Origin of the sequence: Stygiolobus sp. CP859M, assembly GCF_037389975.1 — an archaeon.
Classification (GTDB): domain Archaea; phylum Thermoproteota; class Thermoprotei_A; order Sulfolobales; family Sulfolobaceae; genus Stygiolobus.
Window position 1 is genome coordinate 14,102 of sequence record NZ_JBBHKS010000011.1, and the last position, 18,363, is coordinate 32,464.

An 18,363-nucleotide genomic window follows, 5' to 3' on the forward strand; every position below is an offset into this window, starting at 1 on the left:
TTTAACGTCATGAGAATCTATAGTGACCATAACATCACGGTAAGCTTAAGTTTTCTGACACATATAATATACCGTGCAGGCTTTTACCGTGAAGGAGGTCATTTATCACATAACTCCTCACGGTAACTTTAAGGAGTACAGAGAAGTAACCGCGACTCGTTATTTCACGAGGCATGGGTGGACTTTAACTAAGGTACATGAGGACAAAGTCCCAGAACACGAACCATGTACTTCGTATAGGTCTCCAGCAGTAGATCAGTTTTCCAAAGCCGAGGGGATCAGAATTACGGAAGGTTATGCTATTTCTAAGTTACTCACTCGTGCAGTTGACCAATGCGTAGAAGAAAAAGTCGTCAACATCGTGGAATACAAAGGTGTTAAGTTCTCCTATGCTGGAGACCCCTCTGATATCCCCACAGTAATAGACTACCTAAGGGGCACGGTTAAGGAGACGGCACAGTCAAGGGTGTTTAGCTTAGAACGGACTTATGGTATTTTAGACCCCGAGGTGACACTTCATCTTTTCCATCACGTTATATTTATGTTGAGGGCTGACAGACCTATGTTAAAGCTTGAAGAGAGGTTTTCACAGAGTGTGACTTTAATAGACGACCCGTTGAACCAGGAGCTCATCGGTTTTTCTACATTTGATGACGAGGGAGTGAGGACTAGGAGAAAAGAGGTCATTGGAGACGGTTACGTATTAAGTTATTTGGGAACACTAAGTAGAGGTCAGCCGGGTAACGCCAGAGGGGTGATCCCTAAGCCAGATTACTTCAACCTAGTCGTTAAGAACGGGGACTGGAGTTTAGAGGAGTTAAGGGAGGAGACGAGAGAGGGGTTGATTATAACCGGCGTTGAAAGGAGTGAGTTAGTAAAGAACAGTATAAGGATCTTTCCAAAAAGAGTAACGCTGATAGGAAAAGGGGATATACTGGTCAGAGAGATAGCTATCCCTTTACAAGAGCTCGACACTATTGATGCGTTGACTAAAGAAGTTAGGAGCGGTTATATTGACGACCACCACGGAGGTATAGCCCCTTATCTGAGGATGAAGGTTAGACCAATAATATATTAATTGATGATGTCACAAAACTATAAATGAGCGACACTGGTATATTCAATCAAAATACACTAGGTTAGTTTAGAATCTCTCTAATCTTACTTATGTAGCTTCTACTAATCTACGTTGACCTGGCTGAAGTTACATCAATTCTTTTTCCTGCCTTTTTAAATGTTATCCTTTACTCATTAGAGTAGGCATTATAGCTACATCAGTGCCTGAGAGTTTAACCTGAGGCGAACGTAACGGGTTTATTGACTTTACACGGTATCATTGATTAAGTTTGGAGTTAGCATCGTAAATTGCAAAGAGAGACTTAAAAAAACGAGTTATATGTGAGGCTACTTTTTATTAAAATCCTTTTATATATACGAAAGTTAATTTCAAATCATGCCTTTTGATTTTGAAGACCTTGGTATGGGAGTACTCTTAATAAAGCCAAAGGTCTTTCCCGACAAAAGAGGGTTCTTCCTTGAAGTGTTTAAGTCTACAGATTTCAGTAAACATAACATTCCGATACCCCTCCAAGTTAACATGTCCTTCTCAGTCAGAGGAGTAGTGAGGGGTTTACATTATCAGATAACACCAAAGGAACAAGGAAAACTTGTGTTCGTCCCTAAAGGGAAAATATTAGATGTCGCAGTTGATATCAGAAGGTCTTCCTCAACTTTTGGAAAGTATATAAGTGCAGAATTAAGCGAGTCAAACCACTACATGCTATGGATTCCTCCGGGGTTTGCCCACGGTTTTCAGGCGCTCGAGGACTCTCTAGTTGTTTACTTCGTTACTCATAACGAATATTCACCTCAACATGAGAGATGCATTAACTATTCGTATATTGACTGGGCAATAAAAGAGATTATAGTAAGCGATAAGGACAGACAATGTCCTCCTCTTGATAAGGCTGAAGTGTTTTCTTAAACTCTCCAGTGTTCTTGTTAATTTATTACAAATAAAAAGATATATAAGGGTCTCCTATCGTTTTCACAGTTTAATTAATTTTCCTTATAATCAATTTTATTTAACACTTTATTAATTATTCTACAAGATCTTTTTTCTATTACATCAGTAGTGAAAAAAGATTTATAATTTCTATTGAATAATAAGTACGATGCGGGTATTACTAATAGGAGCCTCAGGTCAGTTAGGCGTTGAAATAGATAAATTACTTTCTAAAAAACACCATGTCATCAAGTTGTACAACTCATCAGAAATCCCTGACGGTTATAAGATGGATATAACCGATTTTGCACATCTGGAAGATTTCATAATCAAGACCAGACCCGAAGTTATAATAAACACTGCAGCTATGACTGACGTAGACAAGTGCGAAACAGAAAGAGAGAAGGCGTATAAAATAAACGCTGAAGCAGTAAGGCACATGGTGAGGGCAAGTAGGGTAATAGATGCTTACTTTATTCACATCAGCACGGACTACATTTTTGACGGAATAAAGGGCAACTACAAAGAAGAGGACTTACCCAACCCGATAAACTACTATGGACTCACCAAGCTATTAGGAGAGACCTTTGCTTTATCATATGACGACAGCCTTGTTATAAGGACTTCTGGAGTGTTCAGGCACAAGGGATTTCCAGTCTACGTGTATAAGACATTGAAAGAGGGAAAGACAATCTTCGCATATAAAGGTTATTACTCGCCTATTTCCGCAAGGAAACTCGCTTCAGCTATAGAAGAGTTGTTAACCCTTAGAAAAACCGGTTTACTAAATGTTGCAAGCGAGAGGATATCACGTTATGAGTTAGCATTAAAGATTAAAGAAAAGTTCAATTTGTCAGGAGAAGTGAGGGAAGTAGATGAGGTTAAAGGGTGGGTAGCTAAGAGACCCTTCGACTCCTCTTTAGACTCCTCCAAGGCTAGGAAGTTCTTATCCGTTGATTTTTACAGTTTAGACCTAGACGGTATGGTGGTATGAGATGGAGGCGGTAATCCTACACGGAGGACAAGGGACAAGACTTAGACCGTTAACCCACACCGGTCCGAAACAGTTGATAAAAGTAGCAGGGAAACCGGTTTCACAGTGGGTTTTAGAGCAGATCAGAGACGCTGGGATAAGGGACGTAATAATTATCTTAGGTGATAACACGCCCACACGTGTTGTAGACTATTACGGAGACGGTAGTAGGTTCGGAGTGAGGATAACTTACGTTTACCAAGGTAAAGCTAGAGGACTAGCTGATGCTGTTTATAAAGTGAAGGACGTAGTGTCGGATAGGTTCTTAGTTTACTTAGGGGACAACGTGGTTCCTTACGATCTGAGTAAGTTCTCCTCTTTTAAAGGCTCGGCTTCAATCCTACTCGCTAAGGTTGACAACCCTAACAGGTTTGGAGTAGCAGTGATAAAGGACGGGAGGGTCATAAAACTAGTCGAGAAGCCTAAAGAACCGATTTCTGACTTAGCCCTAGTAGGTGTTTACGGGTTCACGAGGGAGATCTTTGATGTTATCGAGTCGTTAAAACCAAGCTGGAGAGGCGAACTTGAGATAACAGATGCATTACAAGGACTAATAGACAGAGGTAGGGAAGTGGATTACGAAATAGTTCAGGGTTGGTGGAAGGACACGGGAACTCCAAGGGATATCTTAGAGGCCAACGCATTCTTGTTAGATAGATACGCTGAAAGGAAGGTTCAAGGTGTAATAGAGAACTCTACAATTGACGGCAGAGTAATAATCGAGAAAGGAGCCGTAATAAAGAACTCTGTGGTAAGAGGGCCAACTTACGTAGGAAGGGACACGAAAATTGTCAACTCCTATGTAGGACCTTTCACTTCTGTTGGCGAGCAGAGCGAAATAACAGACAGTGAGATAGAGTACAGTGTAATCCTTGACCGCGTTAAGATAAGGGGAGTGACACTAATGGACTCTTTGATAGGAAATAACGCTACTGTTGAAAAGGGTGGAAGGTGGCAAAAATTAATTATAGGCGAGAACTCTTCGGTGATACTATGAAAATCATCGTAGTTGGGGGAGCGGGATTCATAGGTTCTGCTTTCGTGAGGGAGTTAAACAAGAGGGGGATCAGACCCCTTGTAGTCGACTTATTAACCTACGCTGGGAGAAAGGAAAACCTTAAGGAAACAGACCACGATTTTATCCAAGCTGACGTAAGGAGCGAGCAAATACACAATATAATTAAAGACTATTCTCCTGATGTAGTGATAAATTTCGCAGCTGAGACTCATGTAGATAGATCGATTTACAAACCCCAAGATTTCATAACCACTAACGTGCTTGGTGCCATAAACCTACTTGAGGCTTCAAGGAAGTTCGGTTTTAAATACATCCACATTTCAACAGACGAAGTCTACGGTGAGGAGTGCGGAGATGAGAACTCACCTTTAAGGCCATCATCGCCTTATAGTGCCTCTAAAGCATCAGCTGACCTATTCGTAAAGGCTTACGTAAGAACTTACGACATAAACGCGATTTTAGTGAGACCGTCTAATAACTACGGTCCCAGGCAGTTCCCTGAAAAGTTAATACCTAAGGCTATAATTAGGACACTGCTAGGGATGCATGTGCCGGTGTACGGTGATGGCAAAGCTGAAAGGGACTGGACATTCGTAGAGGACACTGCTAGGATAGTTTTCGACGTGATGAGTAAAGCGGAGTGGAAAGGAGAAGCTTATAACATCCCGGGTGGACAGAGATATAACGTGCTCGAGATACTGAAGATGTTGGAGGAAGTGAGTGGCAAAGAGGTTAGGATAAAATTCGTCTTAGATAGACCTGGTCACGACAGAAGGTATTGTATGATAACAAGGATGAAGTATGAAGTAACACCCTTCAAAGAAGGACTGAGAAAAACTTACGAGTGGTATTTAAATAACAGATGGTGGTGGGAGCCGTTAATTACGGATAAGTTCTTCGTAGAAGATGAGCCGTGGTTAGCAGTAAAGGGTAAGTAAACATTTAGGTAGTTTAAGGGAACTAGAGTTTTAGATAGCACCTACCACACTGTACATCTTATATTAATTTTTAGCCTTCTTGACAATCTCCCTGATTATCTCTAAGTCTATCTTGATGTCATATTTAGACTTCTACAACACTTTCTTCCACTTCTGCAATTCCTCAAATATCATTTAATATTACATTTTAATGATTAAGAATCTTCATCGTAAGGTTTTAAGTCCTTTCTGCAACTTCTATCATGTACTTGTAGAGGACGCAATGGAAAACTATGTAAGCTCCGCTTAATACCTCTCAGAGATATCCTACCTTTTTCTCATTCTCCTAAGTCCCTCTTTGTTATTGAGCCTTATAACTAGTTCAACTCTTTGATAGCATATTAAGTTTTTAGCAAGCTAGAATTACTAATACGTATTCGAGTGTATATTTGAGTTTGTTTGAGATCGAGCATAGTTATTATTATTTTCCTAAACTTTTATGAAAATGAAAAGAAGTCTATATCTTTTTCTTAAAGGTCCTAATAGAAAAAAGAACTTGAGTTTTACTGACTACGGCGTATTACTTGCAATGATCCAAAATGATATTTTTATCTAGCTAGCTTTGACTCCAATTTTGATGGTATATAGGAGAAAATTGAAGATAGAATTTGTGTACTATTCAACGGTAAAATACTAAATCTGAAGAAAATATTATAGAGAGATAGTCATTGTCTGGATTTAGATTTAATGTATAACCGTTGTGTACAAAATTTCTAAATTTCCGAGACTGTAACGCTTCTACGTAACTACTAGTTATTTTTAATTATTTCTGAATATCGTTTTTGATGTGACTATGATTACATAGTATTACAATAGTTTTTATTGATGATCTCCCTAACTGATGACTGCTCACAAGGATGTGCGTCAAAACCGGATGGGAGGGTTTTAGTGTTTCCTCGACTACCCCCAATGGGTGACTGTTTATGATCCCTTGAGCCCGTGGCAGAAATAAGGAGAAGTTACACCAAGAGTAAACACATAATCCTTCATAAATAATTTTTTAAAGTGTATAAAGATTTACATCATATGGCACTCATATTACGTGGCAGTTTTTTAGAATTGTTCGGTACTCGTCGTTATGGTCGTGGTATTAGTCAAGGTATTCTTGGTATTATATTTGTTTCCACGATCATGGTCACTGCACCACTTAAATATACTAATATCGGACTAGTCATTATCGTGGAGCTAATTTCTGTGTATTTTTTAATTGCCTTTATATATGGTGTCAGAGCATACTTACAATATTTAAGCCTTGTTAATTCAATTTCCATTTATACAACTACAGATAATAAACTGGTTGTAGAAACAGTTATTCCTAAAGAAAATACTGTACGTCAAGTGAGTGCTACTAGGTGTTGGGTAAGTGAGTATTATCGTAAGGAGAGATCTTCATCACAGTATTCATCATGGAAAAAAATAATTAAAAATATAATAATTGGATTTATTACAAGTTTAAACTTTGATGAGTTGAAGTATTTATCAAGGAAAACTTTCGTCTTTGACTTGCCGGTAAGGATAAGGAAAGTTAAGGTTAGTATTAAAGATTCTCCGACATTTTGTCTCGGCGTTATAGATCCTAAAAAATTTTATGAACTCTACGGAGTTGGTAATTTTTACGTATTAGGATCTGCCATTTACCCTGGGCTAGTTTACGGTTTAAAGATAAATTCAAATGAAATTAATGATATTAAGAATGAAATTGAATATTATGATAAAATTTGCGAAAGAGAACCTAGATTATGTGACTTTAATGAGAGAGTTAAATTAAGAGTTAAATTAATGGATAGAGTGATAAAGATTGTTCATAATTTTGTTTATAATCATACTCTTGAAGGTTATTTGATTAACGATTCTTACTTGATTTTAGGATTATCTAACGCTATTAATGAATTACTCAAGTATTCTACATTGGAGGAATAATAAAAAGGTAGATGTTTACGTAAAGAATTTGTAAAATATTAAATATTTTCTACGATTTCATCGCGTTAATAAAGAGAGGCAAAGAAAGACGAGCTCACAATTTTAAATAATATTAATTTTTTATTTATAAAAATTCAAAAGTAAATTTTAACTGACTTTTCCGTTATCACGTAAAAGAGAGCCCTACAATGAACCCAATGTGAGGACGAAGCTCCCGTTTGTCCCTACACTTTCATTTCAATCATTTTATGTTCATTCGTGATCGAGTGTAGGGACTTAGCCCTTAACCACCCACTTACTGTAGGTGGGTCATGGGACTCCTTCGAGCCCAACGACACGGGGTTCACATCTCCACGTTCACTCCCACCCTTTTGGGTAACACCTACGTCGGTTTGAGAGATCATCATTTATCAACAAAAATTCGTTATAAACAGAATATAAAAAATTTCTAACAACGCGAAAAAGGATTCACCCCAAAATTAATATTGGCTTTTATTTTATAAAAATAAGACAAACTATTGAAACTAAAGAAAAAATAAAAGATATGAAATAAGGTAAGATAAGGCTATTGGAGAAGCCCAATAATAGAAGTAGTAGTGAAATAACTGAATTGTATATGAATGATGAAATAGAAATTATGGGTAGCATATAATCACTTCGAATTATAATTGATGCTAATAAGTTCAAATTTGGCGATATAATTCCCCATGCAAATTCAAAAAATAAGACTCCTATGAAAATACCATTAACAATAAGGATAAAGGATATTGCGAGTATGGAAAAAGCTATATATAATTTATTTTTAATATCTAGATTAATTTTATAAGAGAATAAAGTACCCAAATTTAATATTATAATCATAATAGAGAGAAATAAACCTAAATCCTTCTCATGAAATCCCAAATTCTTCATAAATATCGGCCAAGTATATATAAAATAATTAAAAGAAAAATAAATTAATATATTTATAAAAATATATAAGATAACATTTCGAGAAAAAATTGAAAATATATTTTTTCTTAATTTTTCAATATTTAATATATTAATGGTATTATAAGTATTAATTATTTCTTCTTGATTTCTAGAATATAAAGTTAGAGTTAGTGAAGTTAAATACAGCACAATAGAAGCTGACAGTATTATTGTCAATGGCGATGAAACAAATGATCCAACCATTCCTGCCAGAACTCCTGCAATAGAACTGAAAACTCTACTTAGGTGGAATGCTTTATCTCTTTCTTTTATTTCAGCTTCACTCATATATACAAATAGGTATAAGGAAATCAATGCGTCACCGGTTCCGATTAGAATGAATGAAAATAGAGAAGGATAAATGAGTAATAGCGAAAAACCTAATGCATTAAGTAAAATACCCAAACTAATTAATAAAAGTTTATTATGTTTATATGATATAAATCCTATAAGCAATCTTGAAAAAGTATTACTAATCAATTGTATTGATCTGAAAATTGAAAGTGTGTACAAAGAAATACCTTGATCTATTAAATAAATCGGATAGTAAGGACCTAAATACTGAGTAATGAAATAAAGTAACGTAGATATTGCAATATAATTTTTGGCTTTTACATCCATCTTTTACCCTCAATTAAATATTCCGAAAACTACTTTAATCTTAACTCCCAGGTCGAGAAGAACTCGTCAAGCTATTCAAATCCAAAACGCGTTAGTCTGTCTTTGTATGTTATTAATACGACGTCTACACTCCTTCCCTCAACCAGTTTGAATAGCCTTAACAATCCTTTCCTTTGCGTGTTTAACCCGCTGGCAATATCTTTCAGTACTTCAGCTACCTTGTAACCTTTTGCTGTTGCGTAATTTGTTAGGTAGTCTATTTACCTTTCCAAGTCCTCTCTCTGGTCAGCCGAGAACACCCTAGCGTAAATTACAGCCCTCGTCTCTTCCCTCCTTTCTAAGTACTTTTTAATCTCGCTGTAAGGTATCCTATACTTCCCTCCTTCAGTCGTTACCGCCCTTATCCTCCCTTCTCTAATCCACCGTAGGAGAGTTGAGTATGAAATGCCGAGTAGTTGGCAAGCCTCCTTGGGTCTCAGTAGTCTCTCCACAAGATTGGTTGATAATAAATGAATATAAAAAGATCTCTGTTAACGTGGGAAAGGATTCACACCTGTTCGACAATTCCGTTAATATGAAATAAGTTAATGACCTTGAGCAGCTGGTTCTGCATTTGAATGTAGAAACATCTCTCTTCTAGTGACCTTTAGAGACTATTAAAGTGACGATTTCGCTATAATATGGTTGTTAACGAGATCATAATAATATAGAATGTAGTTAAGCGAAGTTAACACGTGGGTTTTCGGATTAAACATTTTAATACACCGAAAGAGAAAAATATCTCGTGAAAGTAAATCACGGAACACTCATTACTTCACTCCCTGCAGAAGTAACGTACCACGATAGAAAAAAGTCGGTATTGCCGAGGAAATACGTCCAAAAGGAGGGTAATTTGAGACTTTTTGTTCCTCCTTATCTCATCGATAGTGTGGCAGAAGTTCTGAGAAATCACGGGTTTAAGGATTTAAGGCTCACTTTTCACAAGGGTGAGAAATACTCCTTGTCGAAAAAGCTCTTGAAGATTTGGGAGCTTCATGTTAGAATTTTTTCCGACGGATTTATTGATGCCCACTTTGAGATAAGTAGGGATTTCCTCGAACATCTACATCACTCTACCCTACCCTCTCTATACGAAGTCTTCGATATTTATAAAGAAATATACCCTAAGATCCACATTTACGATGCAGGGAACAAGAAGTGGATTTCTGAAGTAATAAGCAAATATACGTTGAGTTTGAGGGCTCCTAAAACCGTCACTAAGTGGAAGCCGTTGTTTTACACATCCTTAATATTAATGTTTGTGGGAACGGCTCTCATCCTGAAACATTGAACTAAATATGTTCACTCCCTTTTCGGCTAAGGCTAAATAAGACGTTGTTGAATACTTATCTATGAAAATAGCCGTAGTCGGGTGTAGAGGTTTCGGCAGAGTCCACTTAAACGCTCTATCTGAGTTGAGAAGAGACCGTGAACTTGAAGTGTACGTTTTCAGCAGGGCTGAGAAGTATGCAAAAGAGTATCACAAGGAGCTCGACGCTGAAGGCTATTTCACAAGCTACGAATAAGTCCTGAACTCCAATGTAGACATTGTAGACTTAGTTGTAAGTCATGACGCTCACGAACCTATGGGAGTCTCAGCTACGAGGAGTAAGAAGAATGTTATGTTAGAGAAACCTATCGCCAGGAATGAGGAAGAGGCGATAAGGTTAATTGAGACAGCAAAGACAACTGGGGTAAAGTTCATGGTGCTAGAGAACCACTACTTTGATCCGTCAGTCTGGAAGGCAAAGGAGCTAATGGAAATGATGGGAGGTATTTCGCTAATCTTGTTGAGGAACACGAGGTTTAATTCGCCTCAGGGGTGGAGGAGAGTAAAGGATTTGATGGGAGGTGGAGCACTGATTGACGGAGGTATACATTTCGTAGACACGTTGTTGAACCTAGGGGGAGACTACACGAGTGTTAATGCATTGTGTAATTCAACATTTTCTGGACTTGAGGGAGAAGATACTACGGTTGCCGTGTTTAAATTTAAGAACGGGGCTGTGGGGAACTTAGTCTACTCTTGGGCTTCGCAGTCGAGGTGCGAATTCCCCCACTTCGAGATATATGGCAAAAACGGAACTATTAAAGAGGATTACAGAAGCAGGGTTAGGATCAAACCTTACGGTGATTTAATCGTGGAGTGGAAGAACGGTGACATCCAAGTTATCTCGACCGAGAAAGTAAACGCGGTTAAGGAGGAGATGAGGGGTTTTATTAACACGGTTGAAAGAGATAGTGAAGTACCGATGGATCCCATGATAGCGTTAAGAGACTTAAGGGCTGTGAGGAACATACATAGAAGTTGCGGAGAAATAAAGAAATAGTTACCGTCCTTGTCCTCTCGATCAACTTTTATTACCATGTCGTAACTCCATTATTTGTGGGTAATATTAAGGAAATTAAGCCTTGGGGAGTAAACGTCCCTTACATGATCCTCGCCGTGATCTACTGGACTATAGGAGGTTTTTCTCTGACGGCTAACCCTTCTGATCACCCCTATTTCATGCTTTTGGGAGCTTACTCGTTATTTTTCGGCATGATCCAAAGGCTCTTCTTTCCTGCAACTAAGTATTTTGCCCTACAAATACTAACTTTAATTCTTTTGTCGATCCCGATCTCCTATTTTCAGGTACTAGCGTCAATCAGCCTTACTGTGACGGAAATGTGGGCACTAAAAGATGTAATGACTTACGGTGGTAAATTCCCGGTGAACCTTCTCGTCCTTTCCTCTCCCTTCTTGTCTGTAGTAGCTTGGTCTTTATACCCCCAATTTTGGGTGTTAATACTCCCTCTACTCACCTACTCGTTAGGTGTAAATATCGGTGTTTTCACGGCTACTTTGAGGACTAGACCGGTTTTCGGTAGAGACCAATTACCCCTTTTGTTCTTCTTGATACTTTCGGTAATTATTCGACCTTTATACTACTTTGTGGGAGTTTTATATTTGCTAATGATCGTTAGGACAAGGTATAAAATGAATCTGAGTGCCTCTGTTACCCTTTTCTCCGTCTTCGTAACCCCTCTATTAGCATTGTTTCTGGGGGACACTCTGCACTCCTTCTTCTTAGGCGTTATGGCCCCCCTCTTCTTTTCGTGCATAGTGTACTCGACGAGTAAATATAATTACGATTACGTGTGGTTTCCCGTTTTGACTTCCTTCCTTTCTTACCTGATCAGGGGGATTAGTATCGAACTCTCCGGAATAGTTTGGGCGATTTCGTTGCTTTCTTTTCTTTACTTAGTTAGGGATAACTTTTCTTTAACCACTCTGAAGACCGGACTCTCCTCAAGGTATCTTAGGAGACGATAAGAGAAGTTTTTCCAAGTAGTCCTTATTGACTTTTCTCATTATACTCACATTTCCTTCCTATACTTTTAATCTAGAGCAAAAAACTCTTTTGTAAAATTTTTATCTAAAAACTCACGCATGATGATTTACTCCGTGAATTCTACGGGAAAATGTATATAATAAAAACTTTAAAAGGAGACAATAATTCACTCGTTAGTGATCGTTTACACTTTTCCGCCTTTAAAGGAGGAAGTAGTAAAGGAGAGACCTAACCGCTTTACAGTGATAACAGCCTCGGGAAGAAGGTGTCATCTCCACGATCCCGGTAGGTTAAAGGAGTTAATTTACCCGGGTAATAGAATCCTTATAAGAGAGGCTAAGGGTAATAGGAAGACAGACTGTCAGGTGACAGCAGCTTGGAGCGGGAAGGAATGGGTCATCACAGACTCCAGTATTCACAGCGAGGTAGCCAGAAAATTCCTCCCTACTAATGTTAAGAGCGAGGTTAGGGTAGGAGAGAGCAGGTTAGACTTCACTTACGACGATACTTTTATAGAGGTAAAGGGATGTACTTTAGTCAAAAACGGCGTTGCATTATTTCCTGACGCCCCAACGGAGAGAGGTAGAAGACACATTGAGGAGTTAATAAAGCTAACCGAGGAAGGTCATAATGCCGTTATCCTAATCTTAGTAATGAGGAGCGACGCTATTTGTTTTTCTCCAAACTTTGAAACTGATGAAAAGTTTTCTGAAACTTTTCTAAGAGCGTTGAAGAAGGGAGTTAAGGTCGAGGTAAAGACCTTTCATTTTGACGGTAAAGACCTCGTCTACAAGGGTGACATCCCAGTATGTAGAGACCTTCTCCATTAGGAGATAGTTAGTACTACAAACACCAGAAATAAGGATTTAATACTCTTAAACAAGTTGCTAACGGCAACTTAACACAAGCTTCTCTTATTATAACAAGAGATGGTTTTACCTTATTAACTCGTGAATCCTATCGTATTATGTGCTTTGGATAAGCAAAAGGAAGGCTGAGGACTTTTATAAGCTAGCAATGACGTCCTTGGAAGCTGGAGACCTCGACGAAGCTCTGAGGAACTTGAGGCAAGCCGTAAATTTAGATGGTAACAACGTAAAGTACCGAAAATCACTTTTAGACATTTACGTTAAGTTAGGATTGTGTGAAGAAGCGGTAAAGGAAGCTCAGAAGTTAACGGAGCTAGCTCCTGATGATCCTGAAATTCACTACAAATTCGCTTTATGTCTTCATAAAATGGGGAAGGAAGAAGCCCTAAACGAGGTGGAGAAGGCTATAAAGTTAAACTATAATAACCCAGAATATCACGTCCTAAAAGCAGAAATCCTTAACGACGAAGGATACCATGAAGACGCACTACTTGAGGCAGAGAAGGCAATTAGGCTAGGTAAGGACGACGAATATATTCATTATTTAAAGGCAGAGATTCTGAAGGAAGAGAACAGGCTTATGGAAGCTATTGAAGAACTGGAGAAAGCCTCGTCGTTCAACCCTTCGAGCACATTTTATTATATAGAAAAGGCAAGGATTTACACACAATTAAAGTGGTATGAGGAGGCTCTGGAAGAGTATGAAAAGGCTTGTAATTTGAACGACTCCAATGACGAGTGTCATTACGAAAAGGCTATAGTGTTAATGACGTTACACAGATGTGACGACGCACTTAACGAATTGAACAAAGCAATAAGGCTTAACCCGAGTAGGACAGAATACCGTTTAGCTAAGGCTAAACTCTTAATAGTTACGGGTATTTACGAAGAAGCGTTGGATGAGTGTGACCAAGTGTTAAAAAAGGATCCAAATAACTTTGAGGCTCATGAGCTGAAGGCGGAAGCGTTAGAACATCTAGGGAAAAACGAAGAGGCTAAGAGGGAATTCGAAGTAGTTTATAGATTGACCCACGATAAGGAGGTTTTTGACTAAGGTTAGGTAAGACCTCTCCTTCTTAACGTTTCGGATTATCTGAATTATATAATCCAAGGCGAAGTTAGCTTTTATCAATACGTTGATCTCATCGCGTATGTTAGATATCGAAAAACGTTAAAGGAGCTTATTATGTGTTTATATCGCTTAAAAATCGGAATAATGATATACGAGCTATAACAACATTAATACTATTTTTACGCTATTAGGAGAGTGTTATACCTTTGTTAGGAGACTGTATAGCCCTAGAATAAACTTCTTCGGAGGAGTGACCGTGGAGGAATTAGAAATAATTAAAAGTTAAGGATAAGTTACACAACGAGTAAACACACTGTTTAAGAGCAATAATTACTAGTGTAAGTTTTCGCTTATTCTTTTCTCTACTACATATAGTACAAGGGATATAACACCGGCTAAAGTGGTAGCCTCCAGTAAAGGCACAAACAGCTGGGGCTTAGCGAAAACCAGAAACTTTAGAGAGAAGAGAAAGTATGTTATGATAAACTGAAATTCTTTCGTGGTATACTGAGAGCTTTTCAGGAAGCTTAGGGAGATCACTAGGGAAACGATATACCACCCTAAGAAGTTAGTCACCGGAATTCCGTACCATTCCAATCCCGAGGAATACCAGGTCCAGTAATGGGCTGTAACCATTATTGGATCGACTGACATGTCTATGATAACCATCATTAAGGGAAAGAAGATGACCTTATACTTTAAGGGAAAGTCCATTAACGGTAAATAGGATATGTAACTGATTATCCCCCATGCAAGGATTACGAATATAGGGACACCTAAAATGTAAGGAGGGAAATTATAAGCGTAATGGCCGAAAGGTATGCCCGTATGTATTCCTAATTCTTCGAATGAGAAACCGATTAACATGGCTCCAAAGAATAATCTAAAAATATCCCTCCTATGCAATGAAATCAAGATAAGAGAAACAAGAGATAGTGAGAAGAAAATGAATAGTATACCGTCAAGAATTATTCCTACCAGAAGTATAATAAAGGAGATGGTTATGAGTTTATCACGTTCCATAACAAAATAATGTTAGTAAAAAGGAATATAGAGTTTGTTAAAATTTATCTGAAATTGTCGTTTAAAAAGCATCTAACCGCCACTACTAACTTTTTATACCCATTTGACATCTTGTTATTTACCTTCCCTTTTTCGATAACCTCTCCGAACCTCCTAACCGGTGGGGGATATCTTAGCACCTTCTCTACTATTTTTACTGAAGTGGAACGAGATACCCTAACCCATACGTGGATAAAATAAAGGAATGGTCAGACCTAATTATGCTGAGTCTAGGAAAACCCACGGAGATATTTAGAGTACGGAATAGGTACCTGCCATTAGTATTCTCTAAACAAGTTTAGAACGCTCTGATTCTCCCCTAGTTAGGACACAGCTAGTTCTCAGTTATCAGACGTCGAGAAGGGCGAGTATATAATATTGATAATAATAGCCGGAAATTAAACTAATACTAACTAAATAGGGAACGCAGTGGAAGCCCTTACTTCTCTAGGGATGTGGATATTCTTAGCAATTTTGATATAACAATTAACGGCGAAGAGACTGCTAACAAGCCTATGACGTCAAACTCATTCTTAACGTTACTTAAGAATTGTTTAACGATCTCACGTAATACTATTTTCCAATCTCTGAGTATTACGAGATCAAAGATAGGAGAAGAGACCCTCCTTAGCTCTTTATGAAGTGGATGATCTGAGATTAACATTGCATAACGAGTCAGGGGTTCAAAAAGTCAATAAGCTTATCCTAACTTCTGTACATTTTCGTTGTAACCAGTAAGGTTGAAGTAAAAGATCTCTCATGGATGTTTGATACAGTCTTACAGTCCGTGTACTCGAATGAATTCCATAACTTCCCCGTCATAGTATACAAGGAATTTTATCATTTGCTTAAACCATTCATATTTTAATTAAATTGTGAAACTCACCGATAAAACTTTATTACATGTATCTAGTAACTAAAGGATGATGGTGTTAAAGAAAAGGTAAAAAAAATTCCATTTACAATATTCCTTTGTGCTCGTATAATACCTGAGGTGTAAAGGCTTTAATTCTCCAACTTATGTTAAACTGCTTTGCAGCCTGCATCAACATGTCCATGTTTTCGACATCCCACTGGCAAATCGCCGTCTTATTTTCATGAGAAATTTCTACTTTTTCAAGCTTCATTCCCTTAGGAAGTTTCTTGTCCTTAACCATTTTGACTAACTGGTCGAAGAAGTTTGTAACAGCGTCTTTTTGGCTATCTTCCCATTCATGAACTACTACTACTTTCATAACAACCCACCATCTATAATTTATCTTAGAAACTAATAAATCTACTTGTTGGAAACATTTTCAAGATTATAAAAATAAATAATATAATAAAATAATAATAATAATTAGTTAAATTAAGTTTTATCAAATTACTCCAAAATAGTTTAACTATTACACACAATGTTTAAGTTTAGCATAATTCATACGATTATGTTCCCCTAATAACCAAGGGATTGTATCTCTAACCCATAAGTAAATAGGATACTAAAACGACATCAATGAACTCTCCAAGTCCAAGTGATAAGGACCTAACGTGAGGCCAGCCTGAACTATTTTCACGTTAAAGACTTTTATCTGATGAGTCACCTTAAACATTCTTCTATGAAAGCTGTGACATAACTGTATTCCTTAGCCAAGGTCTCTGGATCAGTTAGTGAATGACCGCTATCATTTACAAACAGTAACACGTCATTTCCTAACTTCCTCGCTTTCACCACGTATTTCAGCGCATGGGCTGGATGAACCCTATCGTCGTTTATCCCCGTATAAACGAAGGTTTTTGGCAACCCGCCTTTCAGGTTGTGGTAGGGGCTATAAGATAATAAGTAGTCCTTGAACTCAGGGTCATCTGGATCCCCGTACTCTTCAATCCAATATCTCCCTACGTACATTTTATGATATCTCATCATATCTAGAACCGGATGACCGATTACCGCACAATCCACTAGTTGAGGAGTCTTGTTAAGTACAGCTCCGACCAATAACCCACCGTTGCTCCCTCCCATTGCAACTGTCCTACCTCCAGCAAGTTTGACCAGGCTCAGGAAATGCTCAAAGTCCCTGAAGACGTTTTTCTTGTTCAAGAGCATCCCTGCCTTATGCCATTCCTCCCCGTTTTCATAACCTCCCCTTAAGTTAGTGACAAGAAAGGAGTATCCATCCTCCAGTAAGACCTTAAGGTGGTACGGTGAAAAAGGTAATAAAGAAATACGGAAACCCCCGTATCCGTAAACGATTACCCCTTTCGACTTCTCGTGTTTATAAAGGAGGAAACCATGAAGTAGTACATCACCTTTTATATATATGTCTTTAACACCTACTTCGTATTTTCCCGTCTCGATAATTGTCTCGCTATTAGTCAACACTCCTCCTTCAATCCTTCTCCTTGTCACCTTAGAAATGAAGGAAAACGAGGTCTCGAGTAGGAAAAGTGAACTTCCTCCTCCGTCCATCATAATTACGTTATCGTGAGGCTCCTCTCCTATCTTTTTACCTGAGAGGTCATAATATTCTACTGGAGTTCTATAGTCCTTTATCAAGGATATAGCTATAAAGTCTCTACCGCTTGCCACAGCGTTTATAGGTTTTTCAAAACCCAGTGTCACCCCGTTCAGGATCACATTATCGTTCTTGCGATATATTATGTAGTCCTTATAATCAACTACGTCTATCAACTCTGCCTCATCTACCTTCCTCAACTTATCAAAGCTTTCACCTACGTACAGTTCTGAGTATCTCCAACCCTTCGTTTTCACTAAGGTCATAACGTCTCCGAACACGTCAATCGATATGAATTCACCGGGCTTTAACTCCTTACCGTAAACTATATCGTCACCACAAAAGACCCTATATGTTGGGTACTCTCCACCGTCCGGGGGAGGAGATGTCCTATAGCTCTTGACGTAACAGACCTCGTTTCCGTGGTAAAAAGGCTGTGAGACCCAGTTACCTAAGTCCCTTATAACCCTACCTTCTTCTGATAGAATAAAAGTCCTAACCTCGTCACTACCCTTCTTTCCCACACTAATGCCAAGTTCCCTGAAGCCCCTTATCTTCCATATATATTGTATTACCTCGTCACTCTGGGCTGCATATAACTCCTTCCGCCCTAAGTTCACTGACCTTTTCTTTCCGTAAATCAGCATAACGGGTGTGTTTTCATCGAAGGCGAAAAGCTGGAGGACGCGTGGTTCGTAGAGAATCTCCAGAAGCTTGGGGTAAAGTTCATCAGCCCTTTTGCCGAGAAGTAATTTAGTCCTCTCGGTCTCCTCCTTTATGAACTGTACTGTTCTCTCGTCTTTTAAGTCCTCAAGGTAGATGAACTCGTCTTCCATTATCAGAATTTGGTTCAATGAGGTTATTAAACTGTACTAGAAAATTTAGGGATCTAGAAAGGATTAGCCAATAAGTGTCAGCGACAAAAGGATATTCTATGTTTTCGGCATC

Annotated in this window: 18 protein-coding genes and 1 pseudogene; 12 read left to right on the forward strand and 7 right to left on the reverse strand. The window is 38.3% G+C overall.

Annotated features, from left to right (window positions below):
• Positions 1-73 precede the first annotated feature (73 nt).
• The 6 genes from WIW72_RS04600 to WIW72_RS04625 all read left to right on the forward strand — a co-directional run bounded on the left by WIW72_RS04600 (position 74) and on the right by WIW72_RS04625 (position 6,953).
• Positions 74-1,078 (forward strand): metallopeptidase TldD-related protein, encoded by a 1,005-nt coding sequence (locus tag WIW72_RS04600; protein WP_337701751.1) that lies wholly within the window; start codon positions 74-76, stop codon positions 1,076-1,078.
• A gap of 375 nt (positions 1,079-1,453) precedes the next feature.
• Positions 1,454-1,984 (forward strand): dTDP-4-dehydrorhamnose 3,5-epimerase, encoded by a 531-nt coding sequence (gene rfbC, locus WIW72_RS04605; protein WP_337701753.1) that lies wholly within the window; start codon positions 1,454-1,456, stop codon positions 1,982-1,984.
• A 190-nt stretch (positions 1,985-2,174) separates the two neighbouring features.
• On the forward strand, positions 2,175-2,999 hold the full coding sequence (locus WIW72_RS04610) for an SDR family oxidoreductase (RefSeq protein ID WP_337701755.1): 825 nt from the start codon (positions 2,175-2,177) through the stop codon (positions 2,997-2,999).
• Between the two features lies 1 nt (position 3,000).
• Positions 3,001-4,035 (forward strand): glucose-1-phosphate thymidylyltransferase, encoded by a 1,035-nt coding sequence (locus WIW72_RS04615; protein WP_337701757.1) that lies wholly within the window; start codon positions 3,001-3,003, stop codon positions 4,033-4,035.
• A complete protein-coding gene (locus tag WIW72_RS04620; RefSeq protein WP_337701759.1) occupies positions 4,032-4,994 on the forward strand; it encodes a dTDP-glucose 4,6-dehydratase in 963 nt (320 codons plus the stop codon). The genes WIW72_RS04615 and WIW72_RS04620 overlap by 4 nt, the downstream gene beginning before the upstream one ends.
• Before the next feature lie 1,065 nt (positions 4,995-6,059).
• Positions 6,060-6,953, forward strand: coding sequence for a hypothetical protein (locus tag WIW72_RS04625; protein ID WP_337701761.1), 894 nt, complete (start codon positions 6,060-6,062; stop codon positions 6,951-6,953).
• A gap of 224 nt (positions 6,954-7,177) precedes the next feature.
• Here WIW72_RS04625 and WIW72_RS04630 read toward each other — a convergent pair whose 3' ends face one another.
• From WIW72_RS04630 to WIW72_RS04640, 3 genes and pseudogenes are all read right to left on the reverse strand, one after another.
• Positions 7,178-7,357 (reverse strand): hypothetical protein, encoded by a 180-nt coding sequence (locus WIW72_RS04630; protein WP_337701850.1) that lies wholly within the window; start codon positions 7,355-7,357, stop codon positions 7,178-7,180.
• An 88-nt stretch (positions 7,358-7,445) separates the two neighbouring features.
• A complete protein-coding gene (locus WIW72_RS04635; protein WP_337701763.1) occupies positions 7,446-8,546 on the reverse strand; it encodes an MFS transporter in 1,101 nt (366 codons plus the stop codon).
• Between the two features lie 74 nt (positions 8,547-8,620).
• Positions 8,621-9,037: pseudogene (locus WIW72_RS04640) on the reverse strand (IS607 family transposase); the annotation flags it as partial.
• Positions 9,038-9,330: 293 nt separating this feature from the next.
• Between WIW72_RS04640 and WIW72_RS04645 the strand changes: the two are divergent.
• From WIW72_RS04645 to WIW72_RS04670, 6 genes are all read left to right on the forward strand, one after another.
• Entirely contained in the window at positions 9,331-9,876 is a 546-nt protein-coding gene (locus tag WIW72_RS04645) for a hypothetical protein (protein WP_337701765.1), read from the forward strand.
• 61 nt (positions 9,877-9,937) lie between these two features.
• Positions 9,938-10,111, forward strand: coding sequence for a hypothetical protein (locus WIW72_RS04650; RefSeq protein ID WP_337701767.1), 174 nt, complete (start codon positions 9,938-9,940; stop codon positions 10,109-10,111).
• A 21-nt stretch (positions 10,112-10,132) separates the two neighbouring features.
• Entirely contained in the window at positions 10,133-10,915 is a 783-nt protein-coding gene (locus WIW72_RS04655) for a Gfo/Idh/MocA family protein (protein WP_337701851.1), read from the forward strand.
• Between the two features lie 56 nt (positions 10,916-10,971).
• Positions 10,972-11,901, forward strand: coding sequence for a hypothetical protein (locus WIW72_RS04660; protein WP_337701769.1), 930 nt, complete (start codon positions 10,972-10,974; stop codon positions 11,899-11,901).
• A gap of 180 nt (positions 11,902-12,081) precedes the next feature.
• Positions 12,082-12,750, forward strand: coding sequence for a DNA/RNA nuclease SfsA (gene sfsA, locus WIW72_RS04665; RefSeq protein WP_443294841.1), 669 nt, complete (start codon positions 12,082-12,084; stop codon positions 12,748-12,750).
• Between the two features lie 139 nt (positions 12,751-12,889).
• Positions 12,890-13,843 (forward strand): tetratricopeptide repeat protein, encoded by a 954-nt coding sequence (locus WIW72_RS04670; RefSeq protein WP_337701773.1) that lies wholly within the window; start codon positions 12,890-12,892, stop codon positions 13,841-13,843.
• A gap of 351 nt (positions 13,844-14,194) precedes the next feature.
• Here the strand turns inward: WIW72_RS04670 and WIW72_RS04675 are convergent, their stop codons facing one another.
• From WIW72_RS04675 to WIW72_RS04690, 4 genes are all read right to left on the reverse strand, one after another.
• A complete protein-coding gene (locus tag WIW72_RS04675) occupies positions 14,195-14,884 on the reverse strand; it encodes a carotenoid biosynthesis protein (protein WP_337701775.1) in 690 nt (229 codons plus the stop codon).
• Between the two features lie 478 nt (positions 14,885-15,362).
• Positions 15,363-15,587 carry a hypothetical protein gene (locus tag WIW72_RS04680; RefSeq protein WP_337701777.1) on the reverse strand — a complete coding sequence of 75 codons (225 nt, stop codon included), beginning with the start codon at positions 15,585-15,587 and terminating at the stop codon, positions 15,363-15,365.
• A 295-nt stretch (positions 15,588-15,882) separates the two neighbouring features.
• Positions 15,883-16,158, reverse strand: coding sequence for a hypothetical protein (locus WIW72_RS04685; protein ID WP_337701779.1), 276 nt, complete (start codon positions 16,156-16,158; stop codon positions 15,883-15,885).
• A gap of 341 nt (positions 16,159-16,499) precedes the next feature.
• Positions 16,500-18,251, reverse strand: coding sequence for a prolyl oligopeptidase family serine peptidase (locus WIW72_RS04690; protein ID WP_337701781.1), 1,752 nt, complete (start codon positions 18,249-18,251; stop codon positions 16,500-16,502).
• Between the last annotated feature and the right edge of the window lie 112 nt (positions 18,252-18,363).